Source organism: Propioniferax innocua (assembly GCF_006716235.1).
Lineage (GTDB): Bacteria > Actinomycetota > Actinomycetes > Propionibacteriales > Propionibacteriaceae > Propioniferax > Propioniferax innocua.
Map to the genome: position 1 here is coordinate 660,753 of NZ_VFOR01000002.1, position 22,765 is coordinate 683,517.

16 protein-coding genes and 2 riboswitches are annotated in these 22,765 nt (G+C 64.8%); of the genes, 11 read left to right on the forward strand and 5 right to left on the reverse strand.

From position 1 onward, the window contains the following. The first annotated feature begins 132 nt into the window (after window positions 1-132). The 7 genes from FB460_RS09835 (at window position 133) to FB460_RS09865 (ending at window position 6,419) form a co-directional block, all read left to right on the forward strand. Window positions 133-1,188 (forward strand): cobalamin biosynthesis protein CobG, encoded by a 1,056-nt coding sequence (locus FB460_RS09835; protein ID WP_142093959.1) that lies wholly within the window; start codon window positions 133-135, stop codon window positions 1,186-1,188. A 194-nt stretch (window positions 1,189-1,382) separates the two neighbouring features. Next, window positions 1,383-2,027, forward strand: a complete 645-nt coding sequence (locus FB460_RS09840; protein ID WP_246044390.1) for a precorrin-8X methylmutase — start codon at window positions 1,383-1,385, stop codon at window positions 2,025-2,027. After that, entirely contained in the window at window positions 2,024-3,538 is a 1,515-nt protein-coding gene (gene cobJ / locus FB460_RS09845) for a precorrin-3B C(17)-methyltransferase (RefSeq protein ID WP_142093960.1), read from the forward strand. Before FB460_RS09840 ends, cobJ begins: the two co-directional genes overlap by 4 nt. A gap of 118 nt (window positions 3,539-3,656) precedes the next feature. Beyond that, window positions 3,657-3,749: riboswitch (adenosylcobalamin (AdoCbl) riboswitch) on the forward strand. Between the two features lie 46 nt (window positions 3,750-3,795). Then, window positions 3,796-4,485, forward strand: a complete 690-nt coding sequence (locus tag FB460_RS09850) for an energy-coupling factor ABC transporter permease (protein ID WP_142093961.1) — start codon at window positions 3,796-3,798, stop codon at window positions 4,483-4,485. After that, entirely contained in the window at window positions 4,478-4,834 is a 357-nt protein-coding gene (locus tag FB460_RS09855) for an energy-coupling factor ABC transporter substrate-binding protein (RefSeq protein ID WP_142093962.1), read from the forward strand. The genes FB460_RS09850 and FB460_RS09855 overlap by 8 nt, the downstream gene beginning before the upstream one ends. After that, window positions 4,834-5,601 carry a cobalt ECF transporter T component CbiQ gene (gene cbiQ / locus FB460_RS09860; RefSeq protein WP_142093963.1) on the forward strand — a complete coding sequence of 256 codons (768 nt, stop codon included), beginning with the start codon at window positions 4,834-4,836 and terminating at the stop codon, window positions 5,599-5,601. Before FB460_RS09855 ends, cbiQ begins: the two co-directional genes overlap by 1 nt. Beyond that, complete coding sequence (locus FB460_RS09865; protein WP_142093964.1) at window positions 5,586-6,419, forward strand: energy-coupling factor ABC transporter ATP-binding protein; 834 nt, start codon at window positions 5,586-5,588, stop codon at window positions 6,417-6,419. The genes cbiQ and FB460_RS09865 overlap by 16 nt, the downstream gene beginning before the upstream one ends. A gap of 17 nt (window positions 6,420-6,436) precedes the next feature. On the opposite strand, the gene FB460_RS09870 is transcribed toward FB460_RS09865, so the two are convergent. Further along, window positions 6,437-7,174, reverse strand: coding sequence for a cobalt-precorrin-4/precorrin-4 C(11)-methyltransferase (locus FB460_RS09870; protein ID WP_142093965.1), 738 nt, complete (start codon window positions 7,172-7,174; stop codon window positions 6,437-6,439). Beyond that, window positions 7,171-8,376 carry a precorrin-6y C5,15-methyltransferase (decarboxylating) subunit CbiE gene (gene cbiE, locus FB460_RS09875; protein ID WP_211345936.1) on the reverse strand — a complete coding sequence of 402 codons (1,206 nt, stop codon included), beginning with the start codon at window positions 8,374-8,376 and terminating at the stop codon, window positions 7,171-7,173. Before cbiE ends, FB460_RS09870 begins: the two co-directional genes overlap by 4 nt. Before the next feature lie 253 nt (window positions 8,377-8,629). Between cbiE and FB460_RS09880 the strand changes: the two genes are divergently transcribed. The 4 genes from FB460_RS09880 (at window position 8,630) to cobA (ending at window position 13,890) form a co-directional block, all read left to right on the forward strand. Continuing rightward, window positions 8,630-9,502, forward strand: a complete 873-nt coding sequence (locus tag FB460_RS09880) for a DUF559 domain-containing protein (protein WP_142093967.1) — start codon at window positions 8,630-8,632, stop codon at window positions 9,500-9,502. 116 nt (window positions 9,503-9,618) lie between these two features. Next, a riboswitch (cobalamin riboswitch) is annotated at window positions 9,619-9,673 on the forward strand. Window positions 9,674-9,731: 58 nt separating this feature from the next. Next, complete coding sequence (locus FB460_RS09885) at window positions 9,732-11,777, forward strand: putative cobaltochelatase (RefSeq protein ID WP_142093968.1); 2,046 nt, start codon at window positions 9,732-9,734, stop codon at window positions 11,775-11,777. Then, the gene (locus tag FB460_RS09890) at window positions 11,774-13,156 is read left to right on the forward strand and encodes a cobyrinic acid a,c-diamide synthase CobB (protein ID WP_211345937.1); all 1,383 of its coding nucleotides are present in this window, start codon (window positions 11,774-11,776) and stop codon (window positions 13,154-13,156) included. Before FB460_RS09885 ends, FB460_RS09890 begins: the two co-directional genes overlap by 4 nt. Continuing rightward, window positions 13,156-13,890, forward strand: coding sequence for a uroporphyrinogen-III C-methyltransferase (cobA, locus tag FB460_RS09895; RefSeq protein WP_142093969.1), 735 nt, complete (start codon window positions 13,156-13,158; stop codon window positions 13,888-13,890). Before FB460_RS09890 ends, cobA begins: the two co-directional genes overlap by 1 nt. Window positions 13,891-14,030: 140 nt before the next feature. Here cobA and FB460_RS09900 read toward each other — a convergent pair whose 3' ends face one another. From FB460_RS09900 to ftsH, 3 genes are all read right to left on the reverse strand, one after another. Beyond that, window positions 14,031-14,768, reverse strand: a complete 738-nt coding sequence (locus FB460_RS09900) for a cobalt-precorrin-6A reductase (RefSeq protein WP_142093970.1) — start codon at window positions 14,766-14,768, stop codon at window positions 14,031-14,033. Window positions 14,769-15,109: 341 nt separating this feature from the next. Continuing rightward, window positions 15,110-20,278, reverse strand: coding sequence for a DUF7507 domain-containing protein (locus FB460_RS09905; protein WP_142093971.1), 5,169 nt, complete (start codon window positions 20,276-20,278; stop codon window positions 15,110-15,112). A gap of 438 nt (window positions 20,279-20,716) precedes the next feature. Then, complete coding sequence (gene ftsH, locus FB460_RS09910; protein ID WP_142093972.1) at window positions 20,717-22,738, reverse strand: ATP-dependent zinc metalloprotease FtsH; 2,022 nt, start codon at window positions 22,736-22,738, stop codon at window positions 20,717-20,719. Window positions 22,739-22,765: the final 27 nt, after the last annotated feature.

A 22,765-nucleotide genomic window follows, 5' to 3' on the forward strand; every position in this document is an offset into this window, starting at 1 on the left:
GTCCCTCGCAACACACACCCGGTGAAACCGGCGACATCAGGATCACACCCATGCGATACCTCACCCGTGGAACACGAGCACCGCCCCGGGGCCCCGCCCTGTGGCCGATGCCACAGGACTACCGTTTCGCGCATGTCGCTTCCGGTGAATCACCAGGTCCCCGATCGTTGCCCCGGCGCCCTTCGCCCTTTCGTCTCCGGTGACGGCTCGATGGTTCGTGTCCGCCGCCCCGGAGGCCGGGTGCGGGTGCACGAGCTCGTTGAGCTGCTGGAGGTGACTCGCCGCCACTCCGGCGCGGAACTGATCCAGCTCACCTCTCGCGGCAATCTGCAGCTGCGGGCGCTTCCCGATCCACTCCCGGAAGACCTCGTCAATGACCTGCACGATTGGCTTCCCTTTCCCGACCACGAGCTCGTGCGCAATCTCCTCGCCAGCCCCCTCGACGATGCCGCCCAGACGATGATCGCCGATGTCGACACCCGTCTGTGTGCTGATCCCGACCTGGCGGGACTCCCCGGACGTTTCCTCGCCGTCATCGACACCTGTGGTGATGTGATCGGCGAACCCTTCGATCTGGCCTGGGCCGCAGATCGCACCGACCCGACGGTCGGATGGCTCCATCTGGGTGGCCACGGCCTGGCACGCCGGGTCCGGGCCGAGGACGCCGCAGAAACTCTCGTCCACGTGGCTCGCGTCTTCCAGGGCTTCCGCACACAGGCGGCCGAGCGAGGCCATGCTGCACCGTGGCATGTGCGCGAGGTGGATCCTGCGGTCTTCGGCGTGGACTGGGAGGCACGCCCGACTCCTTCGGGAACCCCGCTGCCATGTGGCCCCCTCGATGGTGGGCAGGTCGTGGCCGGGGTACCCCTCGGGTTCCTGACCGCGAGCCTGATCCAGGTCCTACACGGCCTCGGCGGGAACACCGAGGTGACAGTCACACCGTGGCGACAACTCGTCATGCCCGAGCATCCTGGACTCGGCGAAGCGGGATTCATCATCGATGCGGCTGATCCATGGGCTTCGATCAGCGCCTGCGTCGGCGCCCCGTCATGCCGTCGCACCGATGCCGACACCATCGGCCACGCACAGCGGCTGGCTGAGACAGGAGTCGATGAACCGGTTCATGTGGCCGGATGCGACCGCCGCTGCGGAGCTCCGCGCGATGCCCGCGTCGAGGTGCTCGCCTGAATCGGCTTCATCCATCCGCACGAGGTGTCCACAACCGACCACTCGATTCTCGTCACCCACGGAGTGAGGGCTCCAGCGACGAATGCCGGACAACGACTGGTCGGTTGTGGACACCCCATGCTCGGCAGCCCCCGTGCCCCGACACGAGCACCGGCGCATCCTCAGGCACAGGGGCATGGGAAAGTTGTCTGGTGATGCAACCACCGCCCCGCCTGTATGACTACGAGACCGATGGCACTGAGATCTACCGCCGGTCGTTCGCGATGATCCGTGAGGAATCCGACCTGACCGGCTTCGACACCGAGCAGGAGATCGTTGCCGTACGGATCATCCACGCTGCCGGAGACACCAGCGTGGCTTCGGATATCGCATTCCACCCAGACCTCGTGCCAGCAGCCCGCGAAGCACTTGAGGCCGGGGCTCCGATCCTCACCGATGCCACGATGATCAGCACCGGCATCACGCGCCGACGCCTTCCTGCCGCCAACGAGATCCATTGTTTGCTGCACGATGAACGCGTAGCCGATCTCGCCATGCAGTGGGGAACGACACGTTCAGCGGCTGCCGTATCGCTGTGGGACGAACTTCTCGAGGGTGCCGTCGTGGCAATCGGAAACGCTCCCACCGCCCTGTTCCATCTCTTGGACCTGGTGGCCGACGGGGGGCCACGTCCAGCGGCGGTCGTGGGCGTACCGGTCGGTTTCGTGGGCTCGGCCGAGTCGAAGGCGGCCCTGGAAGAGTCCGACATTCCCTGGTTGACCGTGCGCGGACGGCGCGGTGGATCTGCCATGGCCGTCGCCGCGATCAACGCTCTGGCCCAGAAACGCGAGCTGCCATGACCGCGGTTCTTACAGCCGTCGGAGTGGGCCCCGGCGACCCTGATCTGATCACGCTGAAAGCCGCACGGCGCATCGAGGATGCCGACGTCATCGCTTACTTCTCCGGCACCCACGGCACCTCCATCGCTCGGCGGATCGCCGCCCCACTCTTCGGCGACGATGTCATCGAGGAGCTCCTTCCCTACCCCGTGACGACCGGCGCGGTCACGGATTACTACAGCGTGATCGAGAATTTCTACGATGATGCTGCCGAGCGGATACTCAGACATCTGGAGGCCGGCCGCAGCGTCGTAGTGCTGGCCGCCGGGGACCCACTGTTCTTCGGTTCTTGGATGTATCTCCATGAACGTCTCGAGGGTCGCTTCCCCATCGAGGTCGTGCCCGGAGTCACGTCGATCAGCGGATCCACCGCAGCACTGGCCGACATGCCGGGTTTCCACGGCCTGACCTTCCACGAAGACGTGCTGACAGTCCTGCCCGGCACACTCCCCGTGCCGGAACTGGCATGGCGTCTGGCCCACACCGACGCCGCAGCGATCATGAAACTCGGCCGCACATGGCCATCGGTGAAGGAGGCCCTGCGGCAGGCAGGGTTGTTGGATCGCACACACGTCATCGAGCGGGCCACCTGGAATGAGCAATCGGTGCACCGTGCGGCCGAGGTGGACGAAGTGCCCTACTTCTCCATCGCGATCGTGACCGGGCGGGATCGACGCGCCGATGATGCCGGACGAGCCGCTGCTGCTGGCAGCGTTGCACCCTCGAGGACTGATTCGGCCATCGGAACGGTGCATGTGGTGGGGCTCGGCCCGGCCGGTGACACCTGGCTGACCCCCGATGCCGCTTCGGTGTTGGCGTCGGTGAGCGCGGTCTATGGGTATGCGCCGTACGTGGCGAAGGTACCTCCGCGTCCGGGATTGGCGCTCAACCCGTCAGGCAACACCGTGGAGGTCGATCGCGCCCGAGACGCCCTCGAGGCGGCTCTGGGTGGCGTTGATGTCGCGGTGGTCTCCGGCGGTGATGCCGGTGTGTTCGGCATGGCGGCGGCGGTGTTCGAGGCCGCTGAGGACGAACGTTTCGTCGACGTGGAGGTACAGGTGCATCCCGGCGTCACTGCGGCACAGGCCGTGGCGGCTCGCGCCGGGGCCCCGCTCGGCGCCGACTTCGCGGTCATGTCCTTGTCGGACCGACTCAAGCCGTGGGACGTGATCGTCAACCGTCTCGTGCACATCTCCCGGGCCGATCTGGTGCTCGCGATCTACAACCCGCGCTCGCGGAGCCGGCCACACCAACTCGGTGAAGCGCTGGAGGTACTGCGCACCGAGCGTTCACCGGAGACGGTCGTCGTGGTTGGCCGACACATCGGCCGGGCGGAGGAATCTTTGGAGGTGACCACGCTCGGCGAACTGGACCCCGAGAGCATCGACATGGGCTGTTGCCTCATCATCGGAGCATCTTCGACACGGATCGGGCCGCATGGGGTGTGGACGCCCAGGTTCGTACGTCCCTGATCGGCACGTGGCCTGGACGTCACATCGAGCCTGGCCGCTGCGGCGTCACTGCGGCGAAACCGGATATCGCAGACCCCGACCGCACCTCCGAGCGCTGTGCGATACTCGAGGCAAGATCGCCCCGTTGCGGAGGAAGCCGGTGCAAATCCGGCACGGTCGCGCCACTGTGCACCGGGCTCAGCCCCGGGAGTCAGGAACTGCGCGTCGGGGCAGCCCTACGATCCGGGACGCGCAATCCCGGGTGAGGAGTCGACAACATGCATATCGCCGAGGGATTCCTCCCTCCTGTTCAAGCCGGCCTGTGGTTCGCCGTGTCAGCCCCCTTCGTCGTGCACGGCGCCCGCGAAGTGGTCCGCATCTCCCGTGAAAAACCCGAGGCTCGCCTGCTGTTGGGCGCTGTCGGAGCCTTCACGTTCGTCCTGTCGGCCATCAAACTCCCGTCCGTGACCGGATCCTCATCTCATCCCACCGGAACCGGTGCCGGCGCGGTGTTGTTCAAACCACCGGTCATGGCCTTCCTGGGGCTGGTGGTGCTGTTGTTCCAGTCATTGCTGCTGGCCCACGGTGGGTTGACGACGCTGGGGGCCAATGTCTTCTCGATGGCCATCGTCGGTCCGTGGGCCGGGTACGCGGTGTACCGGCTGTGTCAGAGCGTGCGGCTTCCGCAGATGGTCGGAGTGTTCTTCGCCATGGCGGTGGCGAACCTCACCACCTATGTGGTGACCTCGCTGCAACTCGCGATCGCCCACCCCGACCCGGTCGGCGGTTTCGGCGCGGCCGCGGCGAAGTTCCTGGGCATCTTCGCACTGACCCAGATCCCGCTGGCACTCGCCGAGGGTGTCCTCGGGGTGCTGCTGTTCCGTGGCCTGGTGGCCATCGCCGATCCGGAGCTGCGTCTGTTGGGTTTCCTGCGCGCTCCCGTCTCCCAGGAGCCGGCCAATGTCTGAATCCACCGTGCAGAAGAAGAACTCCCTGGGTGTGACCCTCGCCCTGTTGGCGGCCCTGGTGCTGTTGTTCGCGATCCCGATGCTCATCGCGCCCGAAGCCCCCGAGGGCGAGGAGGCGTTCGGCGGAACCGACGCCGCCGCCACCGAGCAGTTGGAGGAGGACGGCTACGAGCCGTGGTTCTCGCCGGTCTTCGAACCCGGCAGCGGAGAGATCGAATCGGGTCTGTTCGCGCTGCAGGCGGCGTTGGGCGCCGGCGTCCTCGGCTACGCCATCGGTCATTACAGCGCGCGTCGTCGTAATGTCACCGAACCAGCCCCCGATCCGGCGGAGCCCCGCGCGGACGGCTGATGCACCAACCCGCCCTCGACCGTGCCGCGTGGGCCAGCCGGTGGCGGACCCGCAATGTCGGCGACAAGGCCCTGCTGTCGTTGGGCCTGTTGATCGTCGCGGTGTCCGCGCCGGTGTGGCCGGGTGGCGTGGCCGCCGGCGCGATGGCCGTGGCGTGTGCCCTCGTGTGGGCCCGGGTACCGGTCGGTATCTGGGCCCGCGCTGTGGCTGCACCCACGGTCTTCATCGCCGTGGGGGTACTGGCTGTCGCCATCAGCCTCGACACGTCCCGGAGTGTGGACGCCGTGTGGCGGACCGGGCCGATCGCGATCACCACGCCGGGTCTGGTGCGGGCCGCCGAACTGGTCGGGCGAGGTTTCGCCGGGATGACCGCAGTGGTGCTGCTGGCCGCGACCACACCCATGGTCGATCTCCTCACCGGGCTGCGTCGGCTGCGGATCCCTGACGAACTCATCGAGGTCGCCGCGTTGACCTATCGCATGCTGTTCCTGTTCGCCGCGACCGCCGGTAGCCTGCATCGGGCGCAGGCCGCCCGGCTGGGCACGACGACCCTGTCGGGCCGGTTCCAGACCGCAGGACGGGTCGCGAGCCGCGTGTTCGTGCTCGCCTGGGATCGGGCTCGTCGCCTCGAGGCCGGACTGGCCGGGCGCGGCTACACCGGGGCGTTGCGCACCGTGACCCCACCCCGCCCCCACTCGATGCCGTTCCTCATCGCGGCGACGTTGCTGGTGACCGCCACGGCCGTGCTCGGGTGGTTCCCGTGGTGACGCTGGGGGCCCGCGGGCTCCGCGTCGGCTATGACCGGGGCACCGTGTTGGACGACCTGACCGTGGACCTGACCGGGGGAACACGCTGGGTCGTACTCGGAGCGAACGGCTCGGGCAAGACGACGCTGCTCTCAGTGCTCAGCGGTGCTCTGCGACCGACGGCCGGGCAGGTGCTACGGAACGGTCAACCGCTGTCGTACCGGCCACGGGCTCTGGCCGAGCATCGGCGTGTGGTGCAGATGGTGCTGCAGGACCCCGACGACCAACTGTTCAGCGCCGACGTCGCAGCCGACATCTCCTTCGGCCCCCTGAACCTCGGGCTCTCCCCCGACGACGCCCTCGCCCGCGTCGACGAGGCCTGCGCCCTGCTGACGCTGGATCACCTGCGTGACAGGCCGGTGCACCAGCTCTCCGGTGGAGAACGCAAACGGGTCGCGATCGCCGGCGCGGTGGCCATGCGCCCCCAGGTGCTGCTGCTCGACGAACCGACCGCGGGTCTGGATCCGGAGGGCATCGACGACATGCTGGGTGTCCTGGACCGACTCGAGGAGCAGGGCACCACCGTGGTCATGGCCACCCATGACGTCGATCTCGCCCTGGCCTGGTCCACCCGTGCGTTGGTGGTGGGCGGCGGGACGGCCCGCGTCGGCGACACCACCGAGATCCTCTCCGACACCTCGGTGATCTCCGCAGCACGGTTGCGTCGCCCGTGGCCGCTGGAACTCACCGCTCGGCTGATCGATGCCGGTCTCCTGCCTGCCGACGGGCAGGCACCACGCACCATGGCCGATGTGGTCGCCCTCCTCGACGACCGGTGACATCGCGTCAGGGTGCTTCAGTCGCGTCGGGACCGGTACAGGTGCGACTCGATGAAGTCGTCGGACCCCAGCGCCGTGCCGACAAGGACGACCGCGGCCTGCGTCAGACCGGATTCATCCACCTGATCGGCGATGTCGGCGAGGGTGCCACGCAGGATCTGCTGCTCGGGTTGTGACGCGCGGGCCACGACGACGGCGGGCGTCTCCGCCCCGTGGGCGGCGGCGAGGGCCTCGGCGAGGCGTCGGACATGCCGGATCGCCAGATGGAGCACCACCGTGCCGCCGACCTGGGCGACGTTCTCGATGGTCTCGGTCTCGGGCATGCGGGTGGAGCGGGCTTGAGCCCGGGTGAGCGTGACCGTCTGCGCCACCTCGGGAACGGTGAGCTCACGGCCCAGCAGCGCGGCCGCGGCGGCGTAGGCGGGAACCCCCGGGCACACATCCCACGGCACCCCGGCGCGGTCGAGACGGCGGGTCTGCTCGGCCAGGGCTGAGTAGACCGACGGATCCCCCGAGCACAGTCGAGCAACATCCTTACCATCGGCGTGGGCGCGTTGGCAGACCTCGATGATGTCGTCCAGATTGAGGCGCTGGGAATCAACCAGATCAGCGCCTGGTGAGGCGTGGGAGAGGACCTCGGCGTCGAGATAGGTCCCTGCGTAGATGACCACACCGCTGGCGGCGATGAGCCGGGTGGCACGCACGGTGAGCAGATCTGCCGCGCCGGGCCCTGCCCCGATGAAATGAATGGTCACTGGTCCTCCTGGGATGTCTTCGTCACACACCACTGCACAACCGGGCGGCTGGGCTGCCAGGCCCGAAAACGTCCAAGGCGCTCAAGGGTCTGGGCGTGAAGCTGTGCAAGGTCACCGCCCCGACGGTCTTGGAGGTCGATGAGCAGTGATTCGGTCTCGAGTGTCACGGCGTGCACCACGAGGCGTCCACCGATGGTGAGCCGCTGCCAGCAGGCCTCCACGAGGTCGGCGTCGAGACCGCCGCCGATGAAGATCGCATCAGGTTCCGACAGCGGGGCGAGGGCTTCCCTGGAAGAGCCGATGTGAACCTCGACTTGGCCGGGGACCCCCAAAGCTGCCGCATTCAAGGCGATGCGTTCGGCGCGTTCGGGATTCTGCTCCACCGCGATGGTGCGCAGGGACCGGTGGCATCGCGCCCACTCGATTCCGATCGAACCCGAGCCAGCCCCGAGATCCCACAGAAGTTCTCCGGGTTTCGGCGCAAGGGCTGCCAGCGCACTGGCGCGGATGTGCCGTTTGGTGATCTGCCCGTCATGGTGAAAAGCGTCATCATCGAGCCCGGGCGCAAGAACCCCTGCGGCATCGGCACCGGAGACCTGCACGCACACCACGTTGAGGCGCGGACATTCCATGGTGGATTCGAGAAGTTCTCGAGCCGTTGCCGTGGCGCGAGACTCGTGCTCGGTGCCGAGATCTCCGAGAACGGTCAGGGTCGTATCGCCAGCACCGGCCGCGATGAGGGTCATGGCGATGGCCACCGGTGAGGTCTCATCAACAGACAGAACGATGATGCGGGCATTCGGGGCAACGAATCGGCGGATCTGATCGGGCGTACCGAGCCGGACGATCTCCACCGACTCGGCGGCCCACCCCATGCGAGCCCTCGCCAATGCCACCGATGAAACCGCAGGGTGGATTCGTACTCTGTCCGAGCCGAAGAGGTCGATGAGCGTCGTCCCGACTCCTGCTACGAGGGGGTCGCCCGAGGCCAGCACCGCCACTCGCCGTTCCGTCTCCGGGTCTTGCCCGATGAGTTCGCAGAGCCCGGCGCGCAGAGGCGATGGAAGCTCGTGGGTCTCACCGCGCAGAGGGCCGACCAGATCGAGGTGCCGCGGCGCCCCGATGACCACATCCGCCTGCTCGATCAGAGCCCTGGCCGCTGCGTCGGGCCCTGCAGCTCCGATTCCCACCACGTCGATCACGCGCACAGCCTAATGAGCCGTGCATGGCTTCGCCCATCGCCCCGGGCAATCACGCTCGACCGGGCAATCACGCTCGACCGGGCATGACCACAACCTCCCAGCAGATTCCTGCCGAGCCGCGCCAACCCCACAACAGCGGGCTTCCCCATCTGCCTGCCTCATCCCCTGGAGGGTTGTGGACAGTCTGTGCGCCCATCCACAGCTGCAGCACCGGCGGTTCGGCGACGGCTCTTCCCCTTCCATAACGAAGAGCATGGATCTCGAAGCTCTTCTGCTACTGAACGACGGTGTGATCTTGGCCCGTGACCATCGGCCCCTGCGCCGCCGGCTGTCCCGATGGGCCGATCGCGGCCTGCTGGTGCGGGTGCTACGGGGCATCTATGTGGCCGCCGGAACCCAGCACGATCACCGCACGCTCGTTCGGGTGGTGGCTCGCGCTTATCCGGATGCGATCTTCACCGGTCGAACCGCGGCATGGCTCAACGGCTGGTCGGATGTGGTCCCTCGAAAGATCACCGCCATGCACCGTGGTCGCAGCATCCGCAGCGGACGCATCCGCCTCAGCCACGGAACGCTCTCCGACGAGGTGTGGCATGAACGGCATGGGCTTCGTTTCCTCACCCCGGCCATGGCCGCACTCGATCTTGTACCGGAGTTGGGCGGCAAATTGGTGGATGACCTGTTGCGCACCGACCGCACCGGCGGAGTCCTGACACAGCTCCACCGAGCGCTGGCCAGCTCCCCAGGGCGAGCCGGCAACGTGGTTCGGCGCATCCTGCTCGAACGCAGCCGAAGCAATCCGTGGTCCGAAGCCGAGCGTCATCTGCACGACCTCCTCGATGCCGCCGGGATCACCGGCTGGTCAGCCAACGATCCCGTCGTCGAGGACGGGCAACGCTTCCACCCCGACGTGGTCTTCCGCGCTGCTCGGCTCATCCTGGAAGTCGATGGATTCGCGTTCCACAGTGGCCGGGAAGTCTTCGAACGCGATCGCCGACGGCAGAACACCTTGGTCATCAACGGATGGCAGGTGCTCCGCCTCACCTGGCGAATGCTCACCGAGGACCCCGATGGGGTCATCGCTCTGATCCGCCGAGCCCTCGTATCACGCGCACCGTCACTGTGACAGCAGAGCAGCCACTCCTCGGCGAGGCCCGTTCGCTCGATCGCAGATCATCCATGCGGTGGTGCGCACCGGGGCCGCAGCAGATGTGGAAGGATGCTCGGTGGAGTCGAACGGAATCCGGTGCAAACCCGGAGCGGTCCCGCCACTGTGAGCGACACGTCGCGAGCCAGGTCGAGTTCACTCCTTCCGGTCACGACCACGGGCGAGGACCCGTGAGGAGGTACACCACATGAAACCTTTCCCGTTCACCGCCATCGTGGGCTCGGACGACATGGGGCTGGCCCTCACCTTGACCGCCGTCTCCCCGGCCATCGGCGGAGTTCTCGTCCGTGGCGAGAAGGGCACCGCGAAATCCACGATGGTGCGAGCCCTGGCCGATGTTCTGCCGACGCAGCAGGTCATGGCCGGCTGTCGATTCGGTTGTGAGCCAGCACAGCCTGACCCCACGTGCCCCGACACCGACCAGCACACCGAGAACATCCTGCACCGCCCCTCCAGGCTCGTGGAGCTGCCCGTCGGTGCAACTGAGGATCGGGTGATCGGTTCGCTCGACCTCGAGAAGGCTCTCGGTGCCGGCGAGGCAGCATTCGAGCCCGGCCTGCTGGCCGAGGCGAATCGCGGCATCCTGTACGTCGATGAGGTGAACCTCCTCCACGACCATCTGGTCGACCTGCTGCTGGATGCCGCCGCGATGGGCCGCAACACCGTCGAGCGCGACGGGGTGTCGGTCAGCCACGCCGCTCGGATCGTGCTGGTCGGCACCATGAATCCCGAGGAGGGTGAGCTCCGGCCCCAGCTTCTGGACCGGTTCGGGTTGACGGTCGAGGTTGCCGCTCCTCGCGAGCCAGGCATGCGCACCGAGGTCGTGCGCCGACGGTTGGCCTATGAAGCCGATCCGGACGCATTCGCTTCTCGCTACGGTTCGACCCAAGAGAACTTGGCGCGCCGTATCGCCGAGGCTCGCACGCGTCTGGCCGAAGTCGTGCTCACCGATTGGTCCCTCGCTGCGATCGCCCGTGTGTGTGCTGGTTTCGATGTGGACGGCATGCGTGCCGATATCGTCACCGCCCGTACCGCCATGGCCCACGCCGCTTGGCAGGGTCGTGACCACGTGGTGCGCGCCGATGTGCGCGCCGCCGCCCGACTGACACTGCCCCACCGCCGACGCCGGAATCCGTTCGATGCTCCGGGGCTCGACGAGGAACTCCTCGATCGTCTCCTGGACGACGATCCGGAGCCGCCGGACCCCGACCAGCCCGACGGTCCGGACGACCCTGCCCCGAACACACCGGAGGGGGAGCCCGCAGAGGACCAGTCTTCGCCCGGCTCGGAGCATGAATCCTCGGAGCCGGATTCCGGGCCGGCCCCTGAGCAGCCCCAGACCAACGAACCGACCAACACGGCGGATGATGGCCCCGACTCGGACGTCACGCCCCTCCCCGTCGGGGTCGCCGAAGTCGGTGAGGCATACCGCACCCGGACATTCACCGCCGAGGGCGTTGGCCGGGGCGCTGCCGGACGACGCAGCCGCGCCATAACAAGCCGCGGACGTCGGGTCGGTGTCACCACATCCAACGCAGGCCCGGTGCATGTCCCTGCCACGGTGCGGGCTGCAGCACCACACCAGGCCGCCCGTGGCCGTGAAGGGCGTCTCCTGCTCCGTCGCCACGATCTGCGTCGTGCCGTCACCGAGGGACGCGAGTCCAATCTCGTGCTGTTCTGCGTCGATGCCTCCGGTTCCATGGCTGCTCGCCGCCGGATGGCCTCGGTCAAGACCGCGGTGCTATCGCTTCTCCTGGACGCCTATCAGCGCCGCGACAAGGTGGGGCTCATCTCGTTCCGTGGTGCAGATTCGGAACTGCTCCTGCCGCCCACCTCCTCAGTGGACGCCGCCGCCCGACGTCTCACCGATCTGGCCCACGGCGGGCGAACCCCCTTGGCCGAGGGGCTCCTGCAGGCAGGCGAGGTTCTCCGGCTCGAGAAGCTTCGAGACCCCGACCGGCGTGCTCTGCTGGTCATCATCAGTGATGGCCGCGCCACCCACGGGACCGATGCCGTCGGTCGCGCCGAGATGGCCGCGGCCCACCTGCGGTCCGAGGGAATCGATTCGATCATGGTCGACTGCGAGACGGGCCGTTTCCGCATGGGCTTGGCCCGACGCCTCGCCACCGCGCTCGGCGCCAGGCTCTGTCCGCTCGATGATCTGGCGGACGGCGGCTCCACGATCGATCCGACGCGTCTGGCCGACACCGTGCGCGCTCATCGGGCCGCATGACCGGCCCACTGGACCTGCCTCGGGTCCTCATCGCCGCTCCGGCGTCGGGGCACGGCAAGACCACCATCGCGTCGGGCCTCATGGCGGCGATGCATGCGTCGGGCCATGATGTGGCCCCGTTCAAAGTCGGGCCGGACTACATCGACCCCGGCTACCATCGGCTCGCCACCGGGCGTCCCGGGCGTAACCTCGATCCGGTGATGTGTGGTGAAGACCGCATCGCCCCGTTGCTCGCTCACGGTGCGGAGGGCACCAGGGTGAGTGTGATTGAGGGCGTCATGGGCTTGTTCGACGGTCGTCTCAACACCGAGGGATTCGGTTCGTCCGCGCACGTGGCACATTTGACCCGCTCCCCCATCGTGTTGACCGTCGATGTCTCGCACACGTCACGCACGGTGGCGGCTTGGGTCCACGGACTCGCAACCTTCGATCCGGATCTCCACGTGGCAGGTGTGGTCCTCAACAAGGCCGCGACGGTCCGTCATGCCGACGAGGCGGTCCGAGCGGTGGAGTCCACCGGCATACCGGTGTTCGGTGTTCTTCCTCGGGATGAAGCGATCCATGTCCCCTCCCGCCACTTGGGTCTGGTCCCGGTGGGCGAACGTGCTGAGGCCGATGTCGCAATGTCTCGATTGGCGGAGCAGATTCGTGCCGAGGTCGATGTCGCCGCCATCGCCGCGGTTGCCGCTGCGGCCGAACCGCTGGATACGACACCGTGGGATCCCCATGCCGAGATGGTTCCGGTGCGCGGGCGGCCACGTGTGGCAGTCGCCGGTGGGCGTGCCTTCACGTTCCGCTATGCCGAGCTCTCAGAGTTGCTGGAGGCAGCAGGCTGCCAAGTCGTGGAATTCGACCCGCTGACCGACCCGGCGCTTCCCGATGACATCGCCGGGCTGTATATGGGTGGAGGTTTTCCCGAGGTCCACGCCATCGACCTCGCCGCGAATACGACGATGGTCGATGACCTGAGTCGTCGAATCGGCGAGGGGCTTCCCACGGTCGCCGAGTGCGCGGGCATGCTGTATCTGGCCGAGTCGCTCGATGGTCACGCCATGGTTGGCGCTGTCCCCGCCTCCGCGCAGATGGGGCCACATCTGACGCTGGGGTATCGAGATGTGGTGAGCCCGGTCGACACACTGTTGACCAGCGCTGGAGATCATGTGACCGGGCACGAGTTCCATCGCACGGTCATGACGCCCGGGTACGCCGGCACCGGCGCTTGGCGGCACGGCGGGGCCGGGCATGGGTTCTCTCTTGCTCCGACGGGACCACCGAGCGTCCACGCGTCCTACATGCACACGCATTGGGCGGGGCACCCGATGATGGCACAGAATTTCGCTGCCGCCTGTGCACGGTGGCTCGAGGAAGGTGGGATGTGATGGCTGGACGCGTGGTGTTGGTGGGTGGCGGCCCAGGAGATCAGGATCTGATCACGGTTCGGGGAGCTGCTGAAGTGGCGAAGGCCGATGTGGTGCTGTATGACCGGTTGGCTCCCAATCCGATCGAGTTGGCCCGCCCGGACTGTGAGTTGATCGATGTGGGCAAGATCCCGCGTGGCGAGTTCACGCCCCAGGAGCAGATAAATGCCCTGCTCATCCAACGTGCACTCACCGGCAAGCACGTTGTGCGGCTGAAGGGTGGCGACCCCTACGTGTTCGGTCGCGGTGGTGAAGAGGCTCTCGCCTGCATGGAAGCTGGCATTCCTTTCGATGTGGTCCCGGGCATCACGTCAGCGCTCGCGTCGGCTGCAACCGGCGGGGTTCCTGTCACTCACCGGGGCCTGACACAGGGTTTCACCGTGGTGTCCGGGCATGTTCCGCCGGGAGATCCACGTTCAGATCTCGACTGGGCGGCTCTGGCACGTACTGGAACAACCTTGGTGATTCTCATGGGTGTACTGAATCTGCCGCACATATGTCACGCCTTGCTCGAAGCTGGCATGGATGCGGACACTCCGGCGCTGACCGTGGAGCGCGCCTCTCATCCCGATCAGCGCGTGCTCCGGGGCACGGTCTCCACCATCGCTGAGGCGTGCGCCGACGCCAACGTTCAGCCACCGGCCACAACCGTGATCGGACGCGTGGGTGAACTCGATCTCAGTGGACAGAGCTGAGAGGGGAACCACTCGCTCAAGGTGACATGCTCGCCCGAATGCAGCGTTTGATCCATGATCATTTCTGCTACAGGCTCGGCCCCCTGTGAAACGCTGCATTGTGTTGACCGTTTCATTCCTCGACCAGCACCCGGTCCCGGTTACGCGCGCTCGAGGACCCATCGGGTGGCCGCATCGACGGTGTTGACCACGTCCACCTCCGGTGGAGTGGGCCGACGCACGATGATGACCGGCACCCCGAGGTCATGGGCAGCCCGCAGCTTCGGTTCGGTGAGCGAGCCCCCGGAGTCCTTGGTGGTCAGGACGTCGATGTCATGTTCACGCATCAGTCGACGTTCGGTGTCGAGATCGAAGGGGCCGCGGCGGCACAGGATCTCCCACGCTGCGGGTGGGTTCTCCGGCGGATCCACGACCCGCACGAGTGCCCAACGCTCCCGCCAGTGCCCATAGTGATCCAGACCTTGGCGGCCGGTCGTGATCAACGGCCGCGTGCCCAGCGACTCCATGGCCTGACACACCTGCTCCATGTCGTCGACCCAACGCCACGTGTCGGCGAGGGTGTGCTCCGACCAGCCGGGCCGTTCCAGTCGCAGCAGCGGCACCCGTGTCCGGGCGCAAGCGGCGACGGCATTGGCCGAGATGTTCGCGGCGAACGGATGGGTGGCATCCACAACGGCAGCAGGGCGATTCTTCACCAGCCAGCGAGCCAGGCCATCCACGCCGCCAAAACCACCAACACGCACCTCCCCCGCCGGGAGCACGGGATTCTGCACCCGGCCGGCGAGTGAGGATAGAACCCGTGTTCCGCAGTCGGTCAGCGCGTCGGCAAGACTGCGGGCCTCTGCGGTACCGCCGAGGATGAGGATCGATGAGGTCATCGGTCCATTCTCTTCCATGCAGAACAGTCGTCCCATCCAGGTGGGACGACGGGCTCGGCGATGTATTCACATCGCACAACGTCAGGGCTGTGGGTTGGGTCTCTCTGGAGATTTTGTCGATGACATCGCCATGAGCAAGGGTCCACGCATCGACGCTGGGCGTTGACAAGTCATCAGAGGCTCGGCGTTGCAGGACAAAGCCGAGCCGATCGGGCCTGCTACTTCACATCCGTAAAAGATCTGATGTGAAGCTGCGAGGGGGCCCGACGCTGTGCGTCGAGCCCCCTCGCGTGACTGTCATGGCCCGGTGGTGTTCACCGGCCCGTGACAGTTTCAGTTATTCACCGACGACGGCGGATCACCGCCATTCCGGCACCTGTCAGCGCCAACCCTCCAAGGAGGATGGCCAGAGCAGGACCACCGGTGTTGGGCAGCGGACCGCCCGGCTTCGGCTGCCCGGGCTCAGCCGGAGGCTGAGTCGGTTCCGGAGTCGGCTCCGGGGCCGGACCCTCCGGAGGCGTGTGAGCATTACCCGGATCCTCAGGCGACTCAACCGGCGGAACATCCCCACCATCACCAGGCGGAACATCACCCACAGCCTTAGCCACATTCGTGTGCTGCTCCCCAACACCAACAGGCGCAGGAATCGTCACCGAACACGTCATCGACTCACCAGCAGCCAACTCAGTCGCCGGGCACTCAATACCCTCAACAACCTTGTCGCCCTCAGTGGTAATCCGGTCATCAACCCGAACATCAGTCAGATCAACCAAACCAGAGTTCACCACCTCATAGGTGATCTCCATATCCGAACCCGGCTCAACAGCAACACCAGGAGCCTCATTGGCATCCTCACCATTGATGAACTTAGTGATCTCCAACCCAGGAACATCAGCATGCCCCTCATCCGGAGGAGTCGTCACCGACGGAGGAACATCCCCACCATCACCAGGCGGAGGAGTCCCCTCAGCAGTAGCCACATTCACATGATGCTCACCAGCAGCCGGCGCCGGAACAGTCGCAGTAAACACCACAACCTCACCCGGCTCCAACGAACCATCAAACGGCACCATCTCACCATCAACAGTCCGCTTCTGCTCCGGAACCTGAATCTGATCAGCAGCCACCACATCATCAGACACAGACACATCACTCAACGAAGTCTCACCAGTATTGGTGACCTCAAACGACACATCCATATCCGAACCAGGCTCAACAACCACCGGCGCATCAGCCTCAGCATCCGCACCATTGATCATCTTCACCAACGACAAACCAGGCTCACCCGGAGGCGTGTGAGCATTACCCGGATCCTCAGGCGACTCAACCGGCGGAACATCCCCACCATCACCAGGCGGAACATCACCCACAGCCTTAGCCACATTCGTGTGCTGCTCCCCAACACCAACAGGCGCAGGAATCGTCACCGAACACGTCATCGACTCACCAGCAGCCAACTCAGTCGCCGGGCACTCAATACCCTCAACAACCTTGTCGCCCTCAGTGGTAATCCGGTCATCAACCCGAACATCAGTCAGATCAACCAAACCAGAGTTCACCACCTCATAGGTGATCTCCATATCCGAACCCGGCTCAACAGCAACACCAGGAGCCTCATTGGCATCCTCACCATTGATGAACTTAGTGATCTCCAACGCAGGAACATCAGCATGCCCCTCATCCGGAGGAGTCGTCACCGACGGAGGAACATCCCCACCATCACCAGGCGGAGGAGTCCCCTCAGCAGTAGCCACATTCACATGATGCTCACCAGCAGCCGGCGCCGGAACAGTCGCAGTAAACACCACAACCTCACCCGGCTCCAACGAACCATCAAACGGCACCATCTCACCATCAACAGTCCGCTTCTGCTCCGGAACCTGAATCTGATCAGCAGCCACCACATCATCAGACACAGACACATCACTCAACGAAGTCTCACCAGTATTGGTGACCTCAAACGACACATCCATATCCGAACCAGGCTCAACAACCACCGGCGCATCAGCCTCAGCATCCGCACCATTGATCATCTTCACCAACGACAAACCAGGCTCACCCGGAGGCGTGTGAGCATTACCCGGATCCTCAGGCGACTCAACCGGCGGAACATCCCCACCATCACCAGGCGGAACATCACCCACAGCCTTAGCCACATTCGTGTGCTGCTCCCCAACACCAACAGGCGCAGGAATCGTCACCGAACACGTCATCGACTCACCAGCAGCCAACTCAGTCGCCGGGCACTCAATACCCTCAACAACCTTGTCGCCCTCAGTGGTAATCCGGTCATCAACCCGAACATCAGTCAGATCAACCAAACCAGAGTTCACCACCTCATAGGTGATCTCCATATCCGAACCCGGCTCAACAGCAACACCAGGAGCCTCATTGGCATCCTCACCATTGATGAACTTAGTGATCTCCAACCCAGGAACATCAGCATGCCCCTCATCCGGAGGAGTCGTCACCGACGGAGGAACATCCCCACCATCACCAGGCGGAGGAGTCCCCTCAGCAGTAGCCACATTCACATGATGCTCACCAGCAGCCGGCGCCGGAACAGTCGCAGTAAACACCACAACCTCACCCGGCTCCAACGAACCATCAAACGGCACCATCTCACCATCAACAGTCCGCTTCTGCTCCGGAACCTGAATCTGATCAGCAGCCACCACATCATCAGACACAGACACATCACTCAACGAAGTCTCACCAGTATTGGTGACCTCAAACGACACATCCATATCCGAACCAGGCTCAACAACCACCGGCGCATCAGCCTCAGCATCCGCACCATTGATCATCTTCACCAACGACAAACCAGGCTCACCCGGAGGCGTGTGAGCATTACCCGGATCCTCAGGCGACTCAACCGGCGGAACATCCCCACCATCACCAGGCGGAACATCACCCACAGCCTTAGCCACATTCGTGTGCTGCTCCCCAACACCAACAGGCGCAGGAATCGTCACCGAACACGTCATCGACTCACCAGCAGCCAACTCAGTCGCCGGGCACTCAATACCCTCAACAACCTTGTCGCCCTCAGTGGTAATCCGGTCATCAACCCGAACATCAGTCAGATCAACCAAACCAGAGTTCACCACCTCATAGGTGATCTCCATATCCGAACCCGGCTCAACAGCAACACCAGGAGCCTCATTGGCATCCTCACCATTGATGAACTTAGTGATCTCCAACGCAGGAACATCAGCATGCCCCTCATCCGGAGGAGTCGTCACCGACGGAGGAACATCCCCACCATCACCAGGCGGAGGAGTCCCCTCAGCAGTAGCCACATTCACATGATGCTCACCAGCAGCCGGCGCCGGAACAGTCGCAGTAAACACCACAACCTCACCCGGCTCCAACGAACCATCAAACGGCACCATCTCACCATCAACAGTCCGCTTCTGCTCCGGAACCTGAATCTGATCAGCAGCCACCACATCATCAGACACAGACACATCACTCAACGAAGTCTCACCAGTATTGGTGACCTCAAACGACACATCCATATCCGAACCAGGCTCAACAACCACCGGCGCATCAGCCTCAGCATCCGCACCATTGATCATCTTCACCAACGACAAACCAGGCTCACCCGGAGGCGTGTACGAAGGCGGCACGCACGCATCGTTGTTGTCAGGGCCATCGGAGTCACCCTCCATGGCGACGCGGTTGAACAAGCCAGCGCCAGGGGTCCCAGCACCTGCGGTGTCACATTCACCCACGGTAGTCCAGTCGACACCCTCCACATCAGCAGTGCCTGACACCACCACGGTGAAAGATTTGGTCTCACCCGGCGCCAACTCCACACCCGGCGACACCGGGTACAGGCCATCAGCGCCAGCGGTGACCACATTGCCGTCGACAGTGACTTCATCCACGGTCATGCCCTCCGGCACGATCGGCTCATCGGTCACCGCAGCACTCGTACCAGAGGTTTCACCGGTGTTCGACACCGTCACCTCGTACGAGACCGTGAATGCACCATCAGCGCCGACCACAACCGGATCGGCCTGACCCTCGCTCACGGTCTTCGACACCGCGAAGCCGGGTTCGGGCGCAGGGCCGAACCGGTTGACGTAACGACAGGTGATGCCGAGCGTGTCGAGAGAGTCCGCCATATCAATATTGGAAAGGTTGACCGTCCCTGTCGCGGGATCGACCGAGACCTCGGATCCGTCTCCATTGAGCACCAGCGGATACCGGGTCCGGTCGGCCCAATCCTCCACCGGTTCAACCTCATAGGTTCCGTCGGCCAACTGCGTTCCTGGTGCCTGCACGCACTGCACATCGGTGAGTTCCCATCCCTCTGGGAGGCGCTGGTCCTCGGTCACGGTGAGTCCGTCATGGGGCACCAGCAATGTCTGCGGTGAGCGGTCAACTCCGTCCTGAGTGTTGGTCGGAGCACCGGTGGCAGGCTGGAACGCCGTCGGGGTCAGCCCGGTGAAGTTCTCCCATCCGGGCATTCCAGCGGGATCCTGCGTATAGGTGAAGCTGGGGATCTCCGCGGGGGCCTCCGTGGCAGCAGCCTTCTGCGCCTCCTTCTCGATGCTCACGGGACGCTCCTGCTCCCACGACGCATAGAGGCAGCCGTAGCTGACCTTGTCCTCCTCGGTCTCAAACGTCTGGGTGACGCTTTTTCCCTCGGGCGTGGTGGAGCAGGTCTCACCCTCAGCCGGTTCGGTGAAGCCTCGGATCACGAGGCGGTAGGGCATACCGCCCTCATTCGTCACGATCTTCGTCGAACGAACATTCTCGAACTGAGTGATGTCATCGACCGCAGTGCTCTGATCAGGTACGACGTAAAGCCAGTCCCACCAGTTGGTCTGAGTGCGCGTCAAAGGGTCGGGCGTTGTGTACGTCCGACGCGTGTTGGGGTACATGTAGCCGTCCGTGGCTTGGTAGTAGTGATAGAAGAGCATGTTGCCCTCCTTATCCCGGGCCACACGCGTTGCCGGAGCCTGCCCCTGCCACGCCTGCGTGTCGCTGAGGATCAGCTCACCATCCACACGGTTCCAGTACTGCCGGTTGCCGTCCTCGTCCAGTTCATACAGATCCTCATCCTTCGGCTCCCTCGCGTTGAGGGTCTCCTCGAGGTTCCACGCGAACGAGTCGGAGGTGTCCCCACCAGTGGCCTTTTCAATGTTGAGGTTCAGATCGCCGTAGAGGTACTTGTTACCCGGATCCTTCAGCTGGATCACCCAGTTCTGGTGGGACATCTGCCCCAGCAGAAAGGTCTCACCAGCCACAGCATTGTCCGGCGCCATCGGCTCGAAACCGATCGAGCTCTGGACGTTCAGCTCCGAAGTGGACGTCTCAGGGCAACGCCCCTGCTGGCTGCCATGGCTCACATAGCTCACGTTACCCTTGCCGACCATTTGGTCACCTGCGGTGACCGCCCCCGTTTCAGTGTTTTCGGATGCAGTCGTCAAACAGGTGTCGGAGGCGAGCTGCCCCGGATTGCGACTGTGGGTCATCGACGCTGTGACGTCGCCCATCTGCACAGTCTGCGGAGCAGCTTCCGCTTCCAGCGGGGACGACACGGTCGTCATCACCCCGCCTGCACATATCAGGGCAGCGGCCGACAGTATGCGAAGGCCCCTTCCCGCGGTCGTTCTTAAATTCACGAACGGTCCTTCCCGTCAGGCATTACTTCTCGTACCCTCCCTCACCTCCACTCGCGTTGAGCGGCGGCATGATGAGCAGGGCGCACGGCAATGAGCCGGGCCCCAGCATCTGGACGGCTGAGAAAGCTCCAATACGAAGCCACCCACAACCATATGCTCAAGCGGCAATATTAGTAAAAACAGACCGGCCCACATCTAACGCCTCAAGACCGGGAGCAGCAGAACCCGCCGATGAAGGCCCTCTCACCCACAACGAAGCTCCGTCCCATTCACCCACGCGTGGATCAATGGGACGGCTTCAGTCGCACATCACCGTGAACCACCGGGATACGGTGGATGCGAGCCATCGGGCGTCGGCCCGGGCAGGACCGGTGTCGTCGGATCCGCAGGCGTGGCTCGGGGCGCATCGGGATCCTGCGCAGGGCGTTCGGGGACGTCCACAGGAGGGATCTGCGAAGGCACACGTCGGTCCGACCCGGTCCAAGCACCGCGGTCAGGGAAGCGGCGCAGGCCGGCGAAGATATGGTCCACCTCGTCGCGATTGAGGGTTTCCTTCTCGAAGAGCTGCCGCACGAGTTCGTCGAGGATGTCGCGGTTGGCCTCAAGGACCTCGTAGGCCTCCTGGTGGGCGTTGGCGATGAGGTACTTGACCTCCTCGTCCACCACCGCAGCGACCGATTCGGAGTAGTCGCGGGTGTGCCCGCCGCCCATCTCCATGCCGAGGAAGGGCTCGGAGTCACCCTTGCCCAGCCGGATGGCACCCACGCGGTCGCTCATGCCGTACTGCGTCACCATCGCCCGGGCGACGCCGGTGGCCTTCTCGATATCGTTCGACGCCCCGGTGGTCGGGTCGTGGAAGACCATCTCCTCGGCGGCGCGGCCACCAAGCATGTAGGCGAGCTGATCGAGCAGTTCACCCCGCGAGTGCGAGTACTTGTCGTCATCCGGCATCACCATCGTGTAGCCAAGAGCACGCCCACGCGGCAGGATCGTGATCTTCTGCACTGGATCGGTCTTCGGCATGGCCGCCGCCACAAGTGCGTGCCCACCCTCGTGGTACGCGGTGGTCAGGAGCTCGTGATGGTTCATCAGACGCGAGCTCTTCTGCGGACCTGCGATGACACGATCGACGGCCTCGTCGAGAAAGGCCGCGGTGATCAGGTTCTGGTTCGCACGGGCCGTGAGCAGTGCGGCCTCGTTGAGCACGTTGGCCAGGTCGGCGCCGGTGAAGCCCGGAGTACGGCGGGCGATCGACGCCAGGTCGACGTCACCACCCATCGGCTTGCCTTGCGCGTGCACTTTGAGGATCTGCAGGCGGCCCTTGACATCGGGTGCCTCAACGCCGATCTGTCGGTCGAACCGGCCCGGACGCAACAGCGCCGGGTCGAGCACGTCGGGGCGGTTGGTGGCCGCGATGAGGATGACGCCACCACGGACGTCGAAGCCATCCATCTCGACAAGGAGCTGGTTGAGCGTCTGTTCACGTTCATCATGACCACCGCCCATGCCGGCTCCGCGGTGGCGTCCGACGGCATCGATCTCGTCGATGAACACGATCGCAGGGGCGTTCTCCTTGGCCTGCTCGAACAGGTCCCGGACGCGCGAGGCGCCGACGCCGACGAACATCTCGACGAAGTCCGAGCCGGAGATCGAGTAGAACGGGACGCCGGCCTCCCCCGCGACGGCGCGGGCGAGCAGCGTCTTACCGGTTCCGGGCGGCCCGTACAGCAGAACGCCCTTGGGGATCTTGGCGCCCACGGCCTGGAACTTGGCCGGTTCGGAGAGGAACTCCTTGATCTCCTCGAGTTCCTCGAGCGCTTCCTCGCAGCCGGCGACGTCACCGAAGGTGGTCTTGGGCGAATCCTTGCTCATGGCCTTGGCTTTGGACTTGCCGAACTGCATGACGCGTGAACCGCCACCCTGCACCGACGAGATGAGCCAGAAGAACAGCAGGCCGATCAGCAGGAACGGGATCAGCGTCGGCAGGATGAAGCTCCAGAACGACGGCTGCGGAACCTCGACGCTCCATTCCTCGAGCGTGTTCTCGGTGACGCGTGTCTGCAACGCCGAGGTGAGTTCCTGGCCCTGCGCACCGACCCAGTAGGCCTTGTACTTGGTCTCATCGGGCATCTCGATGCGGATGAGCTGCTCGTTGTCGACGAGCGTCACGCTCTTGATGGGCTCTTTGCTCTCGAGCCGGGAGACCGCTTCGGAGGTCGGGATCTCCTCGTACCCGTCGGCGCCGCGGGCGAAGTCCATGACGATGATGAGGCCCAGCAGACCGAGGATGATCCAGAAGAACGGGCTTCGAAAGATCTTGGAGAGTTTCATGTCCTGCCTAGGAAGCGACGCGGGTTA